Here is a 14,592-nt window from a genome sequence, read left to right on the forward strand (position 1 = left end):
CACCTACTCGATGTGAATCGCTGGCTTGCCCGGCTTGGCTTTCCCGGCGAACTCGTCGCCCTCTTCGGCCTGTCTGACCGTAACACTCGTCTCGAACTCGTCGCGCAGCAGCCACGACGCCCGGTCGAGCAACCCGAGTTCTGCCTCGGGGCCGAGCACCGGCCGGAGTTCCTGCTGGCGGTCCTGTAACTGTGCCGCGTACTCCTGGGCCGGCCCGCCGACCGCCTGCATCGACTCCCGCTCCATGATCTTGCCCACGAGCGCATCAGTTTCGTCCGCCTCCCGAGCGATGTCGTAGGCGGTGTATTTCCACTCCGGTGCGACGACGACTTCGATTTCTCCGGGGTCGTCGATGGAGGCAACCTCGACGATGTCCCGCACGTCGTCTCGGAGTTGTTCGACGATACGGCGCTCGACGTCACCCTGTGTAATTTCTGTTTCGGGCTCCGGCCACTCGGCCTGGGCGACCAGTCCGCCGCCGCGGAGCATGTTCCACATCTCTTCACCGAGATACGGTGCGATTGGGGCGATGAGCCGTGCGAGCACGCGCAGGCCGCGCCGATAGACCTCCGCTTGGGGGGTCTCGAACTCCCGGTACTGTCCCAGCAGCGCCGCCAGTGTTCTGATTTCGTTGACTGCCCGGTGGAATTTGAACTGGTCGTAGTGTTCGGACACCGCCGCGACGGTCCGGTCGATTTCGCGAGCGACGTACTCGTCGTGGGGCCGGCGTTCGTCTCGGACTGCGGCCCGCTCGGTGAACTCCGCGACCATCCCGTACAGTTGCTGCTGGAGGTCGTAGGAACTGCTCACGTCCCGGGCGGTCCACTCGAAGTCCTGCTCGGGATGGGCCGCCGAGAGCACGAACAGTCGGGTCGTCTCTGCGCCGTACTCGTGCGGACTGACGACGTTGTCTTTCGTCTTCGACATCTTCTCGCCGCTGTGCAGCACCGTCCCCTGGTTGATGAGTTGCTCGACCGGTTCGCGGGCGTCGAGCAAGCCGACATCCGCGAGTGCGCGTGTAAAGAACCGAATGTACAGCAGGTGGAGGACGGCGTGTTCCTCTCCGCCGACGTATACGTCGACCGGTAGCGTCTCGTCGGCTACCTCGGCGTCGAACGGTGCATCGTCCAAATCCGGCGAGAGATACCGCAGGAAGTACCACGAGGAGTCGACGAAGGTATCCATCGTGTCGGTCTCTCGCTCTGCCTGCTCACCGCAGTCCGGACAGGTCGTCTCGACGAATTCCTCGGATTCTTCGAGCGGGTTGCCGCGACTCTGGACGAACTCCGGTAGTTCGACCGGCAGTTCCTCCTCGGGCACCAGCACGGGCCCGCAGTCGTCGCAGTGGACGACCGGAATCGGCGTGCCCCAGTAGCGCTGTCGGGAGATCAGCCAGTCTCGCAGGCGGTAGGTCACGTCTTCTTCGGCGGCGTCGGTGTCGTCGAGCATCTGCTCGCGGGCCGCCGCGCTCGCGAGGCCGTCGTACTCGCCGCTGTCGGCGAGCATCCCCCGGCCGGTGAATGGGTTCGTTTCGAGGTCGACGTGCTGGTCGTCGACGGGTTCGATCACCTGCCGGACCGCCAGGTCGTGTTCGCCCGCGAAGGCGTGATCCCGTTCGTTGTGTGCCGGCACGCCCATCACCGCGCCGGTCCCCACGTCGTCGAGGACGTACGCGCCGACGTAGACCGGCACCTCCTCGCCGCTGACGGGATTGATTGCCGTCGCGCCTGTTTCGACTCCGGACAACTCGGCCACGTCGTCCGTGCGCGCATTTTCGATATAGTCGGCAATCTCGTCGTCGTCCTCGGCGAGTTCGCGGGCGAGTTCGTGTCCCGGTGAGACGGCCAGATAGGTCGCGCCACAGATCGTGTCGAGTCGCGTCGTGAACACGTCGACGGCGTCGGTGTCGTGCTCGCCGGCGATATCGAAGGTGACCGTGACGCCCTCCTGTCTGCCGATCCAGTTGCGCTGGATCTCGCGGACGCTGTCGGGCCAGCCGTCCAGGTCGTCGAGCCCGTCCAGCAGTTCGTCGGCGTACTCTGTAATCGAGAGGAACCACTGGTCGAGTTCCCGCCGGCCGACGGGGGTGTCACAGCGCCAGCAGAGATCCCCGTCCTCGTGTTCGACGACCTGTGCGTCGGCCAGCACCGTCTCGCAGTCCGGACACCAGTTCACTTCGGCGGCCTTGTACTCGACCAGCCCCTCTTCGTAGAACTTCCGGAAGAAGTACTGATTCCAGCGGTAGTACTCCGGCTCACAGGTCGTAATCTCGCGGGACCAGTCGTAGCCGAAGCCGAGCGTTTCCATCTCCTCGCGCATCTGGTCGATACAGGCGTCGGTCCAGGACTCGGGATCGGTGTACCGCTCGTGAGCGGCGTTCTCCGCGGGGAGGCCGAAGGCGTCCCAGCCCATCGGATGGAGTACGTCGTCCCCGCACATCCGACGGTAGCGGGCGTAGGCGTCCGTGATCGCGTAGTTTCGGACGTGCCCCATGTGGAGTGTTCCCGAGGTGTACGGGAACATTCCGAGGACGTAGGTCGGATCCTCAGTCTCGGTCAGTTCGTAGACGTCTTCCCGATCCCACGCGTGTTGCCAGTACTCTTGGACCTGCGCGCTGTTGTAACTGCGTCTCGACATCGGTCGTTGTCGGAGATGCGTGCGGCGGGCATATGATTGTTCGGCCCCCGCGCCGGTCGTGCCAGCAACTCCCACGGACACGTAGCTATATAACGGATATATCTTTTCGTAATCACACATGGCGACACAGCCGAACATTCTCTGGATCAGTCTCTGAGTGTTCGTTCCGTTCACATCTCTCTGAGCGACTACGACCGGGGGACGACGCCGCCAATTCACAGTATCTACGGCGCGGGCGGGTACGCTCTCACCGACGACGTTGCGACGCTGCCGGAGTTACTCCCCGAGGAATACACCACGACGAGTATCGTCTCGAACCCGAATGCCGGCCCGGCGAAGGGACCCGACCGCGGATTCGACGACGTGCGATACGTCACACCGTCGACGATTCGGGAAGACGCCGGTTGCGGACGATGCTCAAATCGATCCCACAACTGTGGTCACACGGCGGTGGACTGACGACGGATATCGAGCGCCACGAGGGACTGCCCTCGCACATGATGGTCGACATCGTCAAGCGACTGCTCGCCGAACACGACGAGGAGATCAAAGACCACCTCTCGGATATGGGCTAACTCGTGTAGGCTCGTCTCGACGGCTGCTCGGTGAACGTGTGATCGTTCGACCATATACCGGTCAGTATCGCCAACTCTTTAGCTTCGTAATCGAGTATCAGGATATATGTCTACGGGTGAAACTGACGCCTTCTCCGTCGCTGCGCTGCGCGAGCGACTTCCGCTCGTGTTGTTCGGCGTGCTCGCACTCCTGTTCTTTTTCGACCTCCTTCGGCGGCTGTTCGTCGGCGCCACCCCACCCCACCGCCTTGGGGTGTTCCTCTGGGAGGGGCTCGTCTTCGGGATGGCCATCGGACTCGCAGGAATCGGGCTCGCGATGACCTACAGTATCCTCCAGTTCGCGAACTTCGCCCACGGTGATCTGATCACCGCAGGCGCGTTCGCCGGCTGGAGTGTCACGTTCGTGATGGTCGGACTCGGCCGGTTCGCGGCCGAAGCACTGGTTCTGGTCGGCGAACCGGCCAGCATCACGAGCGATCTCGGTATCGCCATCACGACTGAACCGCTTGCGATTCTCGTCGGACTCGTCGCCGCGTCGGCGTTTGCTGCCGTTCTCGCGCTCGGAATCGACCGCGTCGTCTTCCGACCGATGCGCACCCAGAGCGGCATTGCGCTGCTGATCGCCAGCGTCGGCGTTGCACTCGCCTTGCGGCAGTTCATCCGGATCGTCTACCAGCCGACGACACCGCCTGTCGTCAGTAGCTCCGCAGTCCCGTCGGTGTCGATTCCGCTCGGCACCGGCACCGTCTCGGTCAACGCCCACGAGGTGACGCTGTTCGTCGGGGCGGCGATGCTGATGGTTGCTGTCCACGTCCTTCTGCAGTATACGAAACTCGGCACCGCGATGCGCGCAATGGCCGACAACGAGGACCTCGCGCAGGTGACGGGGATCCCCACCGAACGCGTCGTCTTCTACACCTGGCTGATCGGCGGCGCGCTGACCGGGGCTGCTGGCTATCTCCTCGCCCTGGAACAGGGCTTTCTCGACCTGACGCTCGGCTGGGATCTCCTGTTGGTGATCTTCGCCGGCGTCATCCTCGGCGGAATCGGCTCGGTCTACGGCGCGATTGCCGGCGGACTCGTCATCGGTATCGTAAGTGAACTCTCGACGATCTGGATTCCTGCCGAGTTCACCACTCTCGCCGCGTTTACGATCATGATCGTCGTCCTGCTGGTGCGTCCGCAGGGCATCTTCGGAGGGGTGACCTCCGTATGAGCACGGAGTCCGCCAGCGACCGGCTCTCGGCGTGGGTCATGGCCAGCGACCGTCGCCTCCTCGGTACCGTCCTCGTCGTCACGTACGTGGTTTTCACTACACTTGCGCTGTTTTCCACGTCCAGCGTCGATGGCGTCTTCAGCACGGTCCGGCGCATCTCGTTTTTCGCGGCGGTCTATACGCTGGTCGTCCTCGCGCTGAATCTCCAGTGGGGTTACGCCGGCCTGTTCAACATCGGCGTCGCCGGATTCATGGCAATCGGCGTCTACACGATGTCGATTCTGACGATGCAGATCGGGCTCCCGTATCCGGTCGGCATCGTCGGCGCGGTGCTCGTCACCGCAGCGTTCGGTGCGGTGGTCGCGCTGCCGGCGTTGCGACTCCAGGCGGACTATCTCGCTATCGTGACACTCGCCTTCGCCGAAATTGTCCGGAGTATTCTCTCCTCGCAGCAGTTTTCCGAGTTCACCTTCGCCGGCTACGATCTCGGCTTCGGCGGTGCGACCGGGCCGGAGGCACCGCCAGATTTCCTGAAATTTTTCATCTACGAAGAGCCGTACAGCCTCGTCTCCGAGCCGAATGCGATCGGTGAGTTGTACTTCTCGCTGTTCGCACCGCTCGGCGTCGACGACTCGACCGCGGAGGCAATTCTATACGTGCTCTTGCTGGCCGTCGCCATCGGATTGTTCTACCTCCTGCTCGACCGCCTCGGCAAATCGCCCTTCGGCCGCGTACTCAAGGCGATCCGCGAGGACGAAACCGTCGCCCGAGCGCTCGGCAAGGATACCCGGCTGTTCAAGATCAAGGCGTTCACCCTCGGTGCTGCGCTGATGGGGCTGGCGGCGACGCTGTGGTATCTCGAAAGCGGCGGCGTCAGACCGGACAACTTCCGGCCGGAGACGACGTTTTTCATCTTCGTGGCGCTGATCATCGGCGGCGCGGGCTCGAACCTCGGGAGTATCGTCGGCGGCATCGTCTTCGGCACCTTCCTGCTACAGGGGCCGGAGATCATCGAACGGATCATCAACCAGCAGTTCAACCCCTCGGCGAGTCCCGAGACCATCTTCGACGCCTTCGGCGGACTTGATCCGCTGCTGGCCTTTACCGTCGAGAACCTCCCGTCGATCCGGATCATCTTGCTCGGGCTCTTCCTGATCTATCTGATCCAGCGACGGCCCGAGGGACTGGTCGGGGATCGCAAGGAGATCGCATCGAGCATCGACCTCGAAGACCGCGGAGGTGAGAACTGATGGCAACTGCACAACAGAACACCGAGACGAGTGCTGACGAGAAGCAAAACACGATCCTCGAAATCGAGTCGCTGCGCAAGACCTACGGCGGCGTCGTCGCGGTCGACGGCGCTTCCTTCGCTGTCGAGCGCGGGACGATCACCGGACTGATCGGACCGAACGGGGCTGGCAAGTCGACGACTTTCGATTGCATCACCGGCACCCAGCAGCCAGATGGCGGCACAGTCCGGTTCGACGGGGCCGATATCACGCGGCTCCGACCCGAACAGATCGCACAGCAGGGACTGCTCCGGACCTTCCAGATCGCCCGCGAACTCAGCGAGATGACTGTCCTCGAAAACGTCATGCTCGCTCCGCAGAATCAGCAGGGCGAGAAACTCTACCGCTCGGTGCTGCCCGGCCTCCGGGGTCAGGTGACCGAACAGGAGACCGAACTCCGCGAACAGGCCTGGGAAACCCTAGAGTTTTTCGAGATCGACCACCTCGCCCGCGACTACGCCGGCAACCTCTCGGGCGGCCAGCGCAAACTGCTGGAGATGGCGCGGGTGTTCATGACCGACCCCGAGATGGTGCTGCTGGACGAACCGCTGGCGGGGGTCAATCCCACACTCGAAGAGAAACTGCTCGACCGGATTCACGAACTCTCCGACCGCGGACACACCTTCCTGCTGGTCGAACACGACATGGACGTGGTGATGAACAACTGTGATCCGATTGTGGTGATGCACCAGGGACAGGTGCTCGTCGAAGACTCGGCCGAGCAGATCACCCAAGACGAGCGTGTCATCGAGGCCTACCTCGGTGGGGAGGTCGAACAATGAGCGACGAACGCGGCCAGCTCTCGGTCGAGGATCTCGATGCCGGCTACGGCGACCTGCAGGTGCTCGACGGCGTCGATATGGAGGTCGACGACGGCGAATACGTCGCCATCGTTGGCCCGAACGGCGCGGGAAAATCGACCGTCATGAAATCGGTGTTCGGGCTGACTGATCACATGGGCGGGCAGGTTATCTTCGACGATGAGGATATCAGCGGCCTCGATCCCAGCGAGATCATCACCCGAGGACTCAACTACGTCCCGCAAAACGAGAACGTCTTCGGCGGACTGACCGTCCAGGAGAACCTCGAAATGGGCGCGTACATCCTCGACGACGTGCCACAGGACCGACTGCAGGCGGTCTACGATCGGTTCCCGATCCTCGAAGAGCGCAAAACGCAGAAGGCCGGTTCGATGTCCGGTGGCCAACAGCAGATGGTCGCGATGGGCCGGGCGCTGATGCTCGATCCGGATCTGCTCTTGCTCGACGAACCGAGTGCCGGCCTCGCGCCGGATCTCGTCGACGATATGTTCGATCGGATCGACGGCATCAACGACGACGGGACGGCGGTGCTCATCGTCGAACAGAACGCAAAAGAGGCGCTGCGCCGCTGTGATCGGGGGTACGTCCTCGTGCAGGGACAGAACCGACACGAAGACACCGGCGAAGCCCTGCTGAACGATCAGCAGGTCCGAGAAGACTTCCTCGGCGGTTAGAGCTGGATCGTGTCGATCTCTTCGAGGCCGTCCTCGGTGAAGCCGAAGTACTCGTAGGCAATGTCGGCCTGATCACCGTTTTCGTCGTAGCTGATCTCGCCGGAGACGCCGCGGTAGTGAATGTCGTCGCCGTCGTTGGCCATCTCTGCGCCCTCGACGAGACTTTCGGGCGTGACTTCCTCGCCCGGTTCCTCGGTGACGTTTCTGATCTGATCGCGGATCGCCACGCCATCACTCCGATCATCGGCTGCCGCTGCTGCGAGTACCAGCGTCGCCGCAGCGTCGTAGGACTGCCGGACGAACGGTTTGCCGGCTGGCTCTTCGTCGTAGCTGTCCGCGAACAACTGCTGGAAGGTGTCGACTCCCGGACCACTGCCGATCGGTGCGGTCCCGCTCACGTCGCTCATATCGTAGCCGACGTCCTGGGGCAGACCGGAGTCTTGCAGGCCGTCCGAGACGAGGATGTCTACGTCGGAGTCGAACTCGCTGTAAAAGTCCGAGAAGATCCGAACGCCGTCTTCGGGGAACCCGACAACCAACAACACGTCCGGATCGTCTTCGAGCGCGTTCTCCAGCTGGGTGGTGTAGGAGGACTCGCCCTGTGCGAAGATGACTGGTTCGGATGCGCTTCCGCCCTGATCCTCTCGGAAGGATTCGACGAACGCACCTGAGAGGCCCTGCCCGTAGGCGTCATCCTGACCCATCGCTGCGACACTGTCGGCGTCGAGTCGCTCGGCCGCGATCTGTGCGAGCACTTCACCCTGGAAACTGTCCGGAACTGCCGTCCGGAAGGTGAAATCGCCTTCAAGTTCGGAGTATCCTGGGGCAGTGCTCGCCGGCGACACCATCGGAATCTTTTGCGGGATCGCCACGTCCTCTGCGACCTGCAGGCTCACGTTCGACGCCAGTGCCCCGACAATCGCCGGATAGCCGGCATCGTCGAGCGCTTCGGCACCGCTGACGCCGGTGCTCGCATCCGATCCGGTGTCCTCGAACTGCGTGTCGAGCGAGAGATCCGTGTCGGCATCATCGAACTGTTCTGTGACCAGCATCGCTGCGTCGCGGATGTCCGGACCCAGTTCCGACAACCCCCCGGAGACACCCATGAGCATGCCGATGCTAATTTCGTTTTCGCCACCGCTCGAAAGACAACCGGCGACAGCAACTGCACTGCCTGCGCCTGCCGCCTTGAGGAAATCGCGTCGACTTGGTCTTGTCATATCTACTGTGACAATTCGATACCAACGAATTAAATGTTTGTGTATTCTGTACCGCTCCGTCGCTAATTTTCATTAGAAAAGATGATATGTAAATTTGACTTGCTTGGATACGATTGTCTTCCGGGTGAAACCTGTGGCTTCTCGGTTTACTGAGCTATCGGACTCCTTTCGGTACCGTGCTCGGAGACAGACGGCAGCGAACCACTGGATAGCAACATTTTCACCCGCCTATCGACGAGTACGGGTATGCTCGGTATCGTCGTCTCCCGTGCCGACTCTGCCTCTGTCCACATCGGCGACCAACTGCGAGCGGTCGCCGACTGGGAGCAGTTCACCGACGAGAGCGGTCCCGACGCCGGCGGCGGCGGGACCGTCTACCGGACCGACGGGGCGGTCATCCGTGAATTCGAGGAGTGGCACCTCCACCTCGACCGTCCCGCAGCGATCTTCGACGATCCGGACCTCCTCGTCTTCGCCTCCCGACACAGCGGCGAGACAGGACCGCTGCTGACGGCTCACCACACCGGCAACTTCGGGCCGGCCGACCACGGCGGTGAACCCAACGCCCTCGCCCGTGCCTGTCCGAACGCCCACGATGCCGTCCTTGACGCGCTCCGCGAGCACGCTCCCGAGCGCTACGAGGTCGGTATGGAGTGTACCCACCACGGTCCGACGACTGTCGGCGCGCCCTCGATGTTCGTCGAGGTCGGCAGCGCACAAGCGCAGTGGGATGACCCCGAGGCCTGCCGTGCGGTTGCGAAGGCGATTCTCGACCTTCGCGACGTTTCTTCCGATCAACCTGCCGGCGACGGATCGACAGTCGACAGCGATCGCCGCCATCTCGTCGGTTTCGGCGGCGGCCACTACACTCCGCGATTCGAACGGATCGTCCGCGAAACTGGCTGGTCGGTCGGCCACATCGCCGCCGACTGGGGACTCGACGCCATCGAAGACGACAGAGACAGGCCCGCTGTCATCGAGGAAGCCTTCCAGCAGAGCGCGGCCGCCTACGGACTCGTCGAGGGTGACAAGCCGCGTCTCACCGAGATTATCGAGGAATACGGCTACCGCGCCGTCACCGAGACGTGGGTTCGCGAGACCGATGGCGTCGATCTCGATCTGGTCGAGGCCATCGAAGACGAACTCGGACAGATCGAGGAGGGGGTTCGCTTCGGCGACCGAGTACCGTCACACGAAGGCACCGATTTCGAGGTAACCTCACTCCCGGCGGAGTTGGTCGACGAAGCCAGTGGCATCGACCGCGAGGCAGCCTCCGACCGGATCGCAGCGCGGACGCTGGCCTTCCAGACCGAGGAAGGTGGCACCCGTCCGACCGAGACGGTCGTCCTCGCCGACGACGCCGAGCGCGCGGCGATCATCGACGATCTCGTCGAGATTCTCGCCGAGCGCTACGACGAGATCCACCGGAAGGACGGTCGAATCGTCGCTCGAACCGAGCAGTTCGACCCCGAGAAAGCGAAAACATTCGGACTCTCGGAGGGGCCGGCGTTCGGCCGCCTCGCTAGCGGCGAGGCTGTCGAAGTCGACGGTCGGACGATTCCGCCGGAAAAAGTACAGACCGAACGCGAAGTCAGCTTCGAGTTATAGGTCGAAATCGACCGGTGGCGTCGGGAACGATCCCTCGTCACTTCCGGGATTGTAGCCCTCGATGGCGGCGCTGACGATTTTGAACACGCCCTCCTGACTCCAGCGGGCGGTGTTGATGTGCAGATCGTAGAACGTGCGATTGTCGAGATCCAGATCGTAGTAGGCCTCGTAGCGGCCGGCCTCGTTGATCTCCCGGACGCTCATCTCGGCTGCGGTCTCCTCGCGGTCGCTGATTCGATCTTTGCGCACCTCTTCGGGTGCGTCGAGGTAGATTCGCAGGTCGGCACGTTCGCCGGCGAGCCAGCCTGCGAGCCGTGACTCCAGCACGAACGGCTTGCTCGATGTGCCCCACTTCTCGGCAATCGAGCGCAGGCGGCGATCCAGTTCGCGGTCGATTTCGTCGGACTCCTGAGCCTTCGCGGACAGTTCCGTCAGCCCCATCCCCCGTTCTTCGGCCAGTTCGCGGAAAATCTCCCCACCGGAGACGTACGGACAGTCGAGTGCGTCCGCCAGCCGGCTACACAGCGAGGTTGCCCCACAGCCCGGCGGCCCCGACACTGTCACGAAGAGGTTTGCATCGATCGGCGACACCTGAGTACCTTGCTCGACCATACCCTGCGGTCACACGCCAACAGTAAAAGCCGGGTGTTCTCCACTCGCTGTGGTGGGTGTTGACACGACAGCGCGGGTGCCCCGTTCCGATCCGAGATTTTCGCTAACGCTCAGAACTCGCTGCTCGCGGCGCGCTTCGCTTACCGCTTCGTTCCGATCCGAGATTTTCGCTGACGCTCAAATCTCGCTGCTCGCGGCGCGCTTCGCTTACCGCTTCGTTCCGATCCGAGATTTTCGCTGACGCTCAAATCTCGCTACTCCTCGAACCCGTCCTCAAACCGGAAGGTCCCATTCCGCTGGACGACTTCACCATCCACTTCGATCCGTGAATCCTCGGCCATGTCGACGATCATGTCGACGTGGACCGCGCTCTGGTTCTGTTCGTTGGCCTCACCGACGGTGTCTCCGTAGGCCCGGCCGACGGCCATGTGGACGGTATCGCCCATCTTCTCGTCGAACAGCATGTTGTAGGTGAACTGGTCGATGTCGCGGTTCATCCCGATGCCGAGTTCGCCGAGATACCGCGCGCCGTCGTCGGTTTCGAGCACTTCCGTTAGCACGTCTTCGTTCTTCTCGGCGGCGTGGTCGACCACCTTGCCGTTCTCGAATTCGAGATACACGTCGGTCACTTCCCGGCCCTGATGGTACAGCGGCTTGTCGAACAGGACTTCGCCGGTGACGCTCTCTCTGACCGGCGCGGTGAAGACTTCGCCACCGGGGAGGTTCTTTTCGCCGTAATCGTTCAGCGTTGGATTCCCGCTGATGTTCATCGTCACGTCGGTGGTGTCGCCGGAGACGATTCGCACCTCGTCGGCGGGGTCGAGAATCTCGACCATCTGCTGTTGGTGCTCGCGGACCGCCTCCCAGTCTTTGTTGATGGCGTCCCAGACGAAATTCTCGTAGGCGGCGGTGCTCATCTCCGCTAACTGGGCGTTTGCCGGGGCGGGATACTGCGTGAGACACCAGCGTTTCGAGAGTCGTTCGTTGAGAATCGGCTGTTTGGCCTGCGAGTAGTCGGCGTTGGTCTGTGGACTCACGTCGCTTGTTTCGGTGACGTTTTCGTTCGCCCGGATGGCGATGAACACGTCTGTCTCTTCGATCAACGCGAGTTCGTGTTCGGGCGTCTCGAAGTCCTCTTCGCGGGAGCGCAGATACGCACGGCTGAATCGGTCGTTGCCGTTCAGGGCGACGGGATTCGCGCCGTGGTCACCGATCACTTCGTGTAACGCGACCGCCAGATCGTCGGCCGCTGGCGGCGCGGCAATGACGACGTTGTCGCCTTCCTGCAAATCGACGGAATGCGTTGCAATAACATCTGCGTGTTCACGGACGCGTGGATCCATACCCGATGCAGGACCGGCAGCGCCAAACCGCTTTTGGGTCTACTTCCCTTCCATCCCGCGTTTGAACTCCTGTGTCGTCCGTCGGAGCATCAGGAAGACGAAAAAGATGAACAACAGAAACAGCCCGAGAATCGACATGACGATGATCGCGTTCATATCTGAGTATCTGTCGGCAAAGAAAAAAGAGGTTACGACCGCTGATTAGTTTCCACCAAGTCTCTCGCTGATCGCCGTCGAAACGTCTGAGAGATAGACGCCGCCCCAGATTGCGACGATCACGCCACCGATCGAATTGAAGGTGAGATCCTTGAGGGTATCCTCGATGCCGTACTGTGTGAGAATCCCCCGCGTCTCCAGCAGGTCAGCCGTGACGCCGATCGCGAATTCGAGCAGTTCCCAGAGCACACCGAACGCAAGTACGAAAATAAGGAGCACGACGCCCATGTACCTCCCCGGAATCGAGACCTCCTCGGAGTGCAGATCGACCGCTCGAACGGTCGCGTAGCCGGCCGCCGCGACGACCGACGCCGACAGCGAGTGTGTGAGGTGGTCCCACCACCATAGTGAGGTGTACAACGACCGACTCACGCCCGGAATTCCGACGATTCCGATCCCGTGCAGGAACGCCGCCGCCGTGATCCACAGGACCAGTTGGGGATCCATCGTCACATCGTAGTTGCGTTCGAGAATCGCCGGCAACTGGACGACGACCAGCGAGGCGGTCGTGTTGACGATGATCCCGGTGCTCCCGCGGTCGATACCGATGAAGAGCAATCCGACCAGTAGCAGTTCCATCCCACGGCTCAGTTGGCGCTGGCGTCGCTCGTTCGGCAGGAGCCGACTAGTTATCGACATCTCTCACCTCCTCGATGGTGTCTTCGAGTTCTTTCGGCACCCGCTTGGTCGGGGAGACGTATCGCCTGAAGTAGGTGCGGAACGTGACGGCCGCCGCGAACCCGGCCAGCGCGGCGTAGAGGAACTCGATCATCAGTTCGTCGTTCGTGAGGCCGAAACCCCGGTCGAGTAAAATCGCCGCGTACCATTCGAGCATGGCCCACAGTGCCGAGGCGGCCATCGTCGATGCGACGACGAGCACAATCGCAAATCCCGGCGACATCCGGATCGACGTGAACGAATCCAGTTCGACGACGATCACTAGCCCGACCGCCGCGATGGCGAGATAGCTGATGAACTGACTCGACAGTCGGTCTGCGCCGAGTGCGATGCCGATCAGCGGTAGCACCGCCATCGCGAGCACCTCCCACGGCAACATGATGTACCGTGAGCGATAGGCAATCGGAGGGATCAGGCCCAGAAGCACGATTATGACCGCGAAAAACGACCACAACGGCCCTGTCACGATCACACCCCCGACCCCAGCGAGTGCTGCGAGTCCGAGCAACAGCCAACTAATCGTCGCGTTCCGCTGGCGATCGGCCAGCAGATCAGACAACGCAGTACTGGACATAGCTGTCCATTCGACCGGCCTACGTTTAATATTGTATGTGCTACTCGTCGGGGATTACCCGACCAGCAGATAGACCACGCCGTAGCTCAGGAGTGCGATCGCAATCGCGGCAAGCGTCGTCAGCACGGTCCGTAACGCCCGCTTTGAGGTTCCTGCCAACCGATCGATAGCCGTCCTGACTGGATACCACCCGCGGACGGACGGGTGGCCGATCCCGCAGACGCCGCCGACGGCCAGAATCGATCCGACGAACTGGTAGGAGAGATGGATCGTCGGCGGTGCCATGAACACCGCGGTGACACCGTAGACGGCTCCGATGAGCGCCCGGCGGTCGACGAGTCGGTGTGGTCGGTAGCCCGCCTCCCGGGCGACGACAACCGCGGCCAGCGCCACCACTGCCAGTTCGAGTGCGAACGCACCGAGCAGGTGTAGCGTCGGATCGGAACTCAGGACGATTCGTTCGCTCAACAGCGACACCTCGAAGGGATAGAACAGCGCTGGTGGCTCGCCGGTGACCAGATCGCCCCACGGATGGGAGGCGATTCCCGCCGTCGCCGCGAGCGCGAGCAGACCCGGAGAAAGGTCGAGTCGCGACTGGGAGAGCTCCGCGATTCCGATCCCGACGAGGACGAAGGCACCGACGACGAAGGCTCCGATCAGCCCGCTGGCCTCGGCGGCCACGACGACCAGTCCCGCCAGGACTCCGGCCCCGAGGACCGCTCCGCCGCGTCGCCAGCCCGTCGCCGACCGGAGTGTCCAGAGGGCGAAAGCCGGACCTGCAAGCGCCGCGACGACCAGCGAGTGGGTCATCAGCCGGTGGGCCTCGTTGGCCGGTCCCCAGAACGCCTCGGGCTGCACGCCCGTGCTGGCCACTAACTCCGTGGGATTGGCTGCGACGGCGGCGTACAGCACGTCCACGTCCGGGAGTGCCGCGAACGCACCCGCGACGAGTCCCAGCGCAAGCGCCTGCTGGGAACTCAAGCCTCGCCACTGTGCGATGAGGGCCGCGAGGGCAAACGCCAGGAGTGCATGTCCGATGAACAACGTTTCTTGAATTACACAGCGAGTAGATATAAGTCTCGCGGCGAAACTGTGGTGTGTTCTCGTGGTACAGTCTCTCTACTCTACG

Annotated in this window: 14 protein-coding genes; 6 read left to right on the top strand and 8 right to left on the bottom strand. The window is 62.5% G+C overall.

The window, feature by feature from the left end; translation table 11 throughout:
* Positions 1 to 3: 3 nt before the first annotated feature.
* On the bottom strand, positions 4 to 2,637 hold the full coding sequence (gene leuS / locus V8P86_RS07795; RefSeq protein ID WP_336326689.1) for a leucine--tRNA ligase: 2,634 nt from the start codon (positions 2,635 to 2,637) through the stop codon (positions 4 to 6).
* Between the two features lie 413 nt (positions 2,638 to 3,050).
* Here leuS and V8P86_RS07800 point away from each other — a divergent pair, with 413 nt between their 5' ends.
* The 5 genes from V8P86_RS07800 to V8P86_RS07820 all read left to right on the top strand — a co-directional run bounded on the left by V8P86_RS07800 (position 3,051) and on the right by V8P86_RS07820 (position 7,212).
* The gene (locus tag V8P86_RS07800; protein ID WP_336326690.1) at positions 3,051 to 3,212 is read left to right on the top strand and encodes a hypothetical protein; all 162 of its coding nucleotides are present in this window, start codon (positions 3,051 to 3,053) and stop codon (positions 3,210 to 3,212) included.
* Positions 3,213 to 3,318: 106 nt separating this feature from the next.
* Positions 3,319 to 4,428, top strand: a complete 1,110-nt coding sequence (locus V8P86_RS07805; RefSeq protein ID WP_336326691.1) for a branched-chain amino acid ABC transporter permease — start codon at positions 3,319 to 3,321, stop codon at positions 4,426 to 4,428.
* Positions 4,425 to 5,678 carry a branched-chain amino acid ABC transporter permease gene (locus V8P86_RS07810; protein ID WP_336326692.1) on the top strand — a complete coding sequence of 418 codons (1,254 nt, stop codon included), beginning with the start codon at positions 4,425 to 4,427 and terminating at the stop codon, positions 5,676 to 5,678. The genes V8P86_RS07805 and V8P86_RS07810 overlap by 4 nt, the downstream gene beginning before the upstream one ends.
* Positions 5,678 to 6,499 carry an ABC transporter ATP-binding protein gene (locus V8P86_RS07815; RefSeq protein ID WP_336326693.1) on the top strand — a complete coding sequence of 274 codons (822 nt, stop codon included), beginning with the start codon at positions 5,678 to 5,680 and terminating at the stop codon, positions 6,497 to 6,499. The genes V8P86_RS07810 and V8P86_RS07815 overlap by 1 nt, the downstream gene beginning before the upstream one ends.
* Positions 6,496 to 7,212 (top strand): ABC transporter ATP-binding protein, encoded by a 717-nt coding sequence (locus tag V8P86_RS07820; RefSeq protein WP_336326694.1) that lies wholly within the window; start codon positions 6,496 to 6,498, stop codon positions 7,210 to 7,212. The genes V8P86_RS07815 and V8P86_RS07820 overlap by 4 nt, the downstream gene beginning before the upstream one ends.
* Here the strand turns inward: V8P86_RS07820 and V8P86_RS07825 are convergent.
* On the bottom strand, positions 7,209 to 8,432 hold the full coding sequence (locus V8P86_RS07825; protein WP_336326695.1) for an ABC transporter substrate-binding protein: 1,224 nt from the start codon (positions 8,430 to 8,432) through the stop codon (positions 7,209 to 7,211). The two genes, V8P86_RS07820 and V8P86_RS07825, sit on opposite strands and share 4 nt — an antisense overlap.
* 246 nt (positions 8,433 to 8,678) lie before the next feature.
* Here V8P86_RS07825 and V8P86_RS07830 point away from each other — a divergent pair, with 246 nt between their 5' ends.
* On the top strand, positions 8,679 to 10,040 hold the full coding sequence (locus V8P86_RS07830) for a D-aminoacyl-tRNA deacylase (protein WP_336326696.1): 1,362 nt from the start codon (positions 8,679 to 8,681) through the stop codon (positions 10,038 to 10,040).
* Here V8P86_RS07830 and cmk read toward each other — a convergent pair.
* From cmk to V8P86_RS07855, 6 genes are all read right to left on the bottom strand, one after another.
* On the bottom strand, positions 10,035 to 10,652 hold the full coding sequence (gene cmk / locus V8P86_RS07835; RefSeq protein WP_336326697.1) for a (d)CMP kinase: 618 nt from the start codon (positions 10,650 to 10,652) through the stop codon (positions 10,035 to 10,037). The two genes, V8P86_RS07830 and cmk, sit on opposite strands and share 6 nt — an antisense overlap.
* A gap of 254 nt (positions 10,653 to 10,906) precedes the next feature.
* Positions 10,907 to 11,995 (bottom strand): aminopeptidase, encoded by a 1,089-nt coding sequence (locus V8P86_RS07840; protein ID WP_336326698.1) that lies wholly within the window; start codon positions 11,993 to 11,995, stop codon positions 10,907 to 10,909.
* Positions 11,996 to 12,034: 39 nt separating this feature from the next.
* Positions 12,035 to 12,151, bottom strand: a complete 117-nt coding sequence (locus tag V8P86_RS19085) for a DUF7859 family protein (protein ID WP_503629727.1) — start codon at positions 12,149 to 12,151, stop codon at positions 12,035 to 12,037.
* Positions 12,152 to 12,196: 45 nt separating this feature from the next.
* On the bottom strand, positions 12,197 to 12,850 hold the full coding sequence (locus V8P86_RS07845; protein WP_336326699.1) for a DUF2238 domain-containing protein: 654 nt from the start codon (positions 12,848 to 12,850) through the stop codon (positions 12,197 to 12,199).
* Positions 12,837 to 13,463: a hypothetical protein gene (locus V8P86_RS07850; protein ID WP_336326700.1), complete on the bottom strand. Its 627-nt coding sequence runs from the start codon at positions 13,461 to 13,463 to the stop codon at positions 12,837 to 12,839. Before V8P86_RS07850 ends, V8P86_RS07845 begins: the two co-directional genes overlap by 14 nt.
* 54 nt (positions 13,464 to 13,517) lie before the next feature.
* Positions 13,518 to 14,507, bottom strand: a complete 990-nt coding sequence (locus tag V8P86_RS07855) for a metal-dependent hydrolase (protein WP_336326701.1) — start codon at positions 14,505 to 14,507, stop codon at positions 13,518 to 13,520.
* Positions 14,508 to 14,592 lie beyond the last annotated feature (85 nt).

Source organism: Halovenus anhuiensis (genome assembly GCF_037080055.1).
Taxonomy (GTDB): Archaea; Halobacteriota; Halobacteria; order Halobacteriales; family Haloarculaceae; genus Halovenus.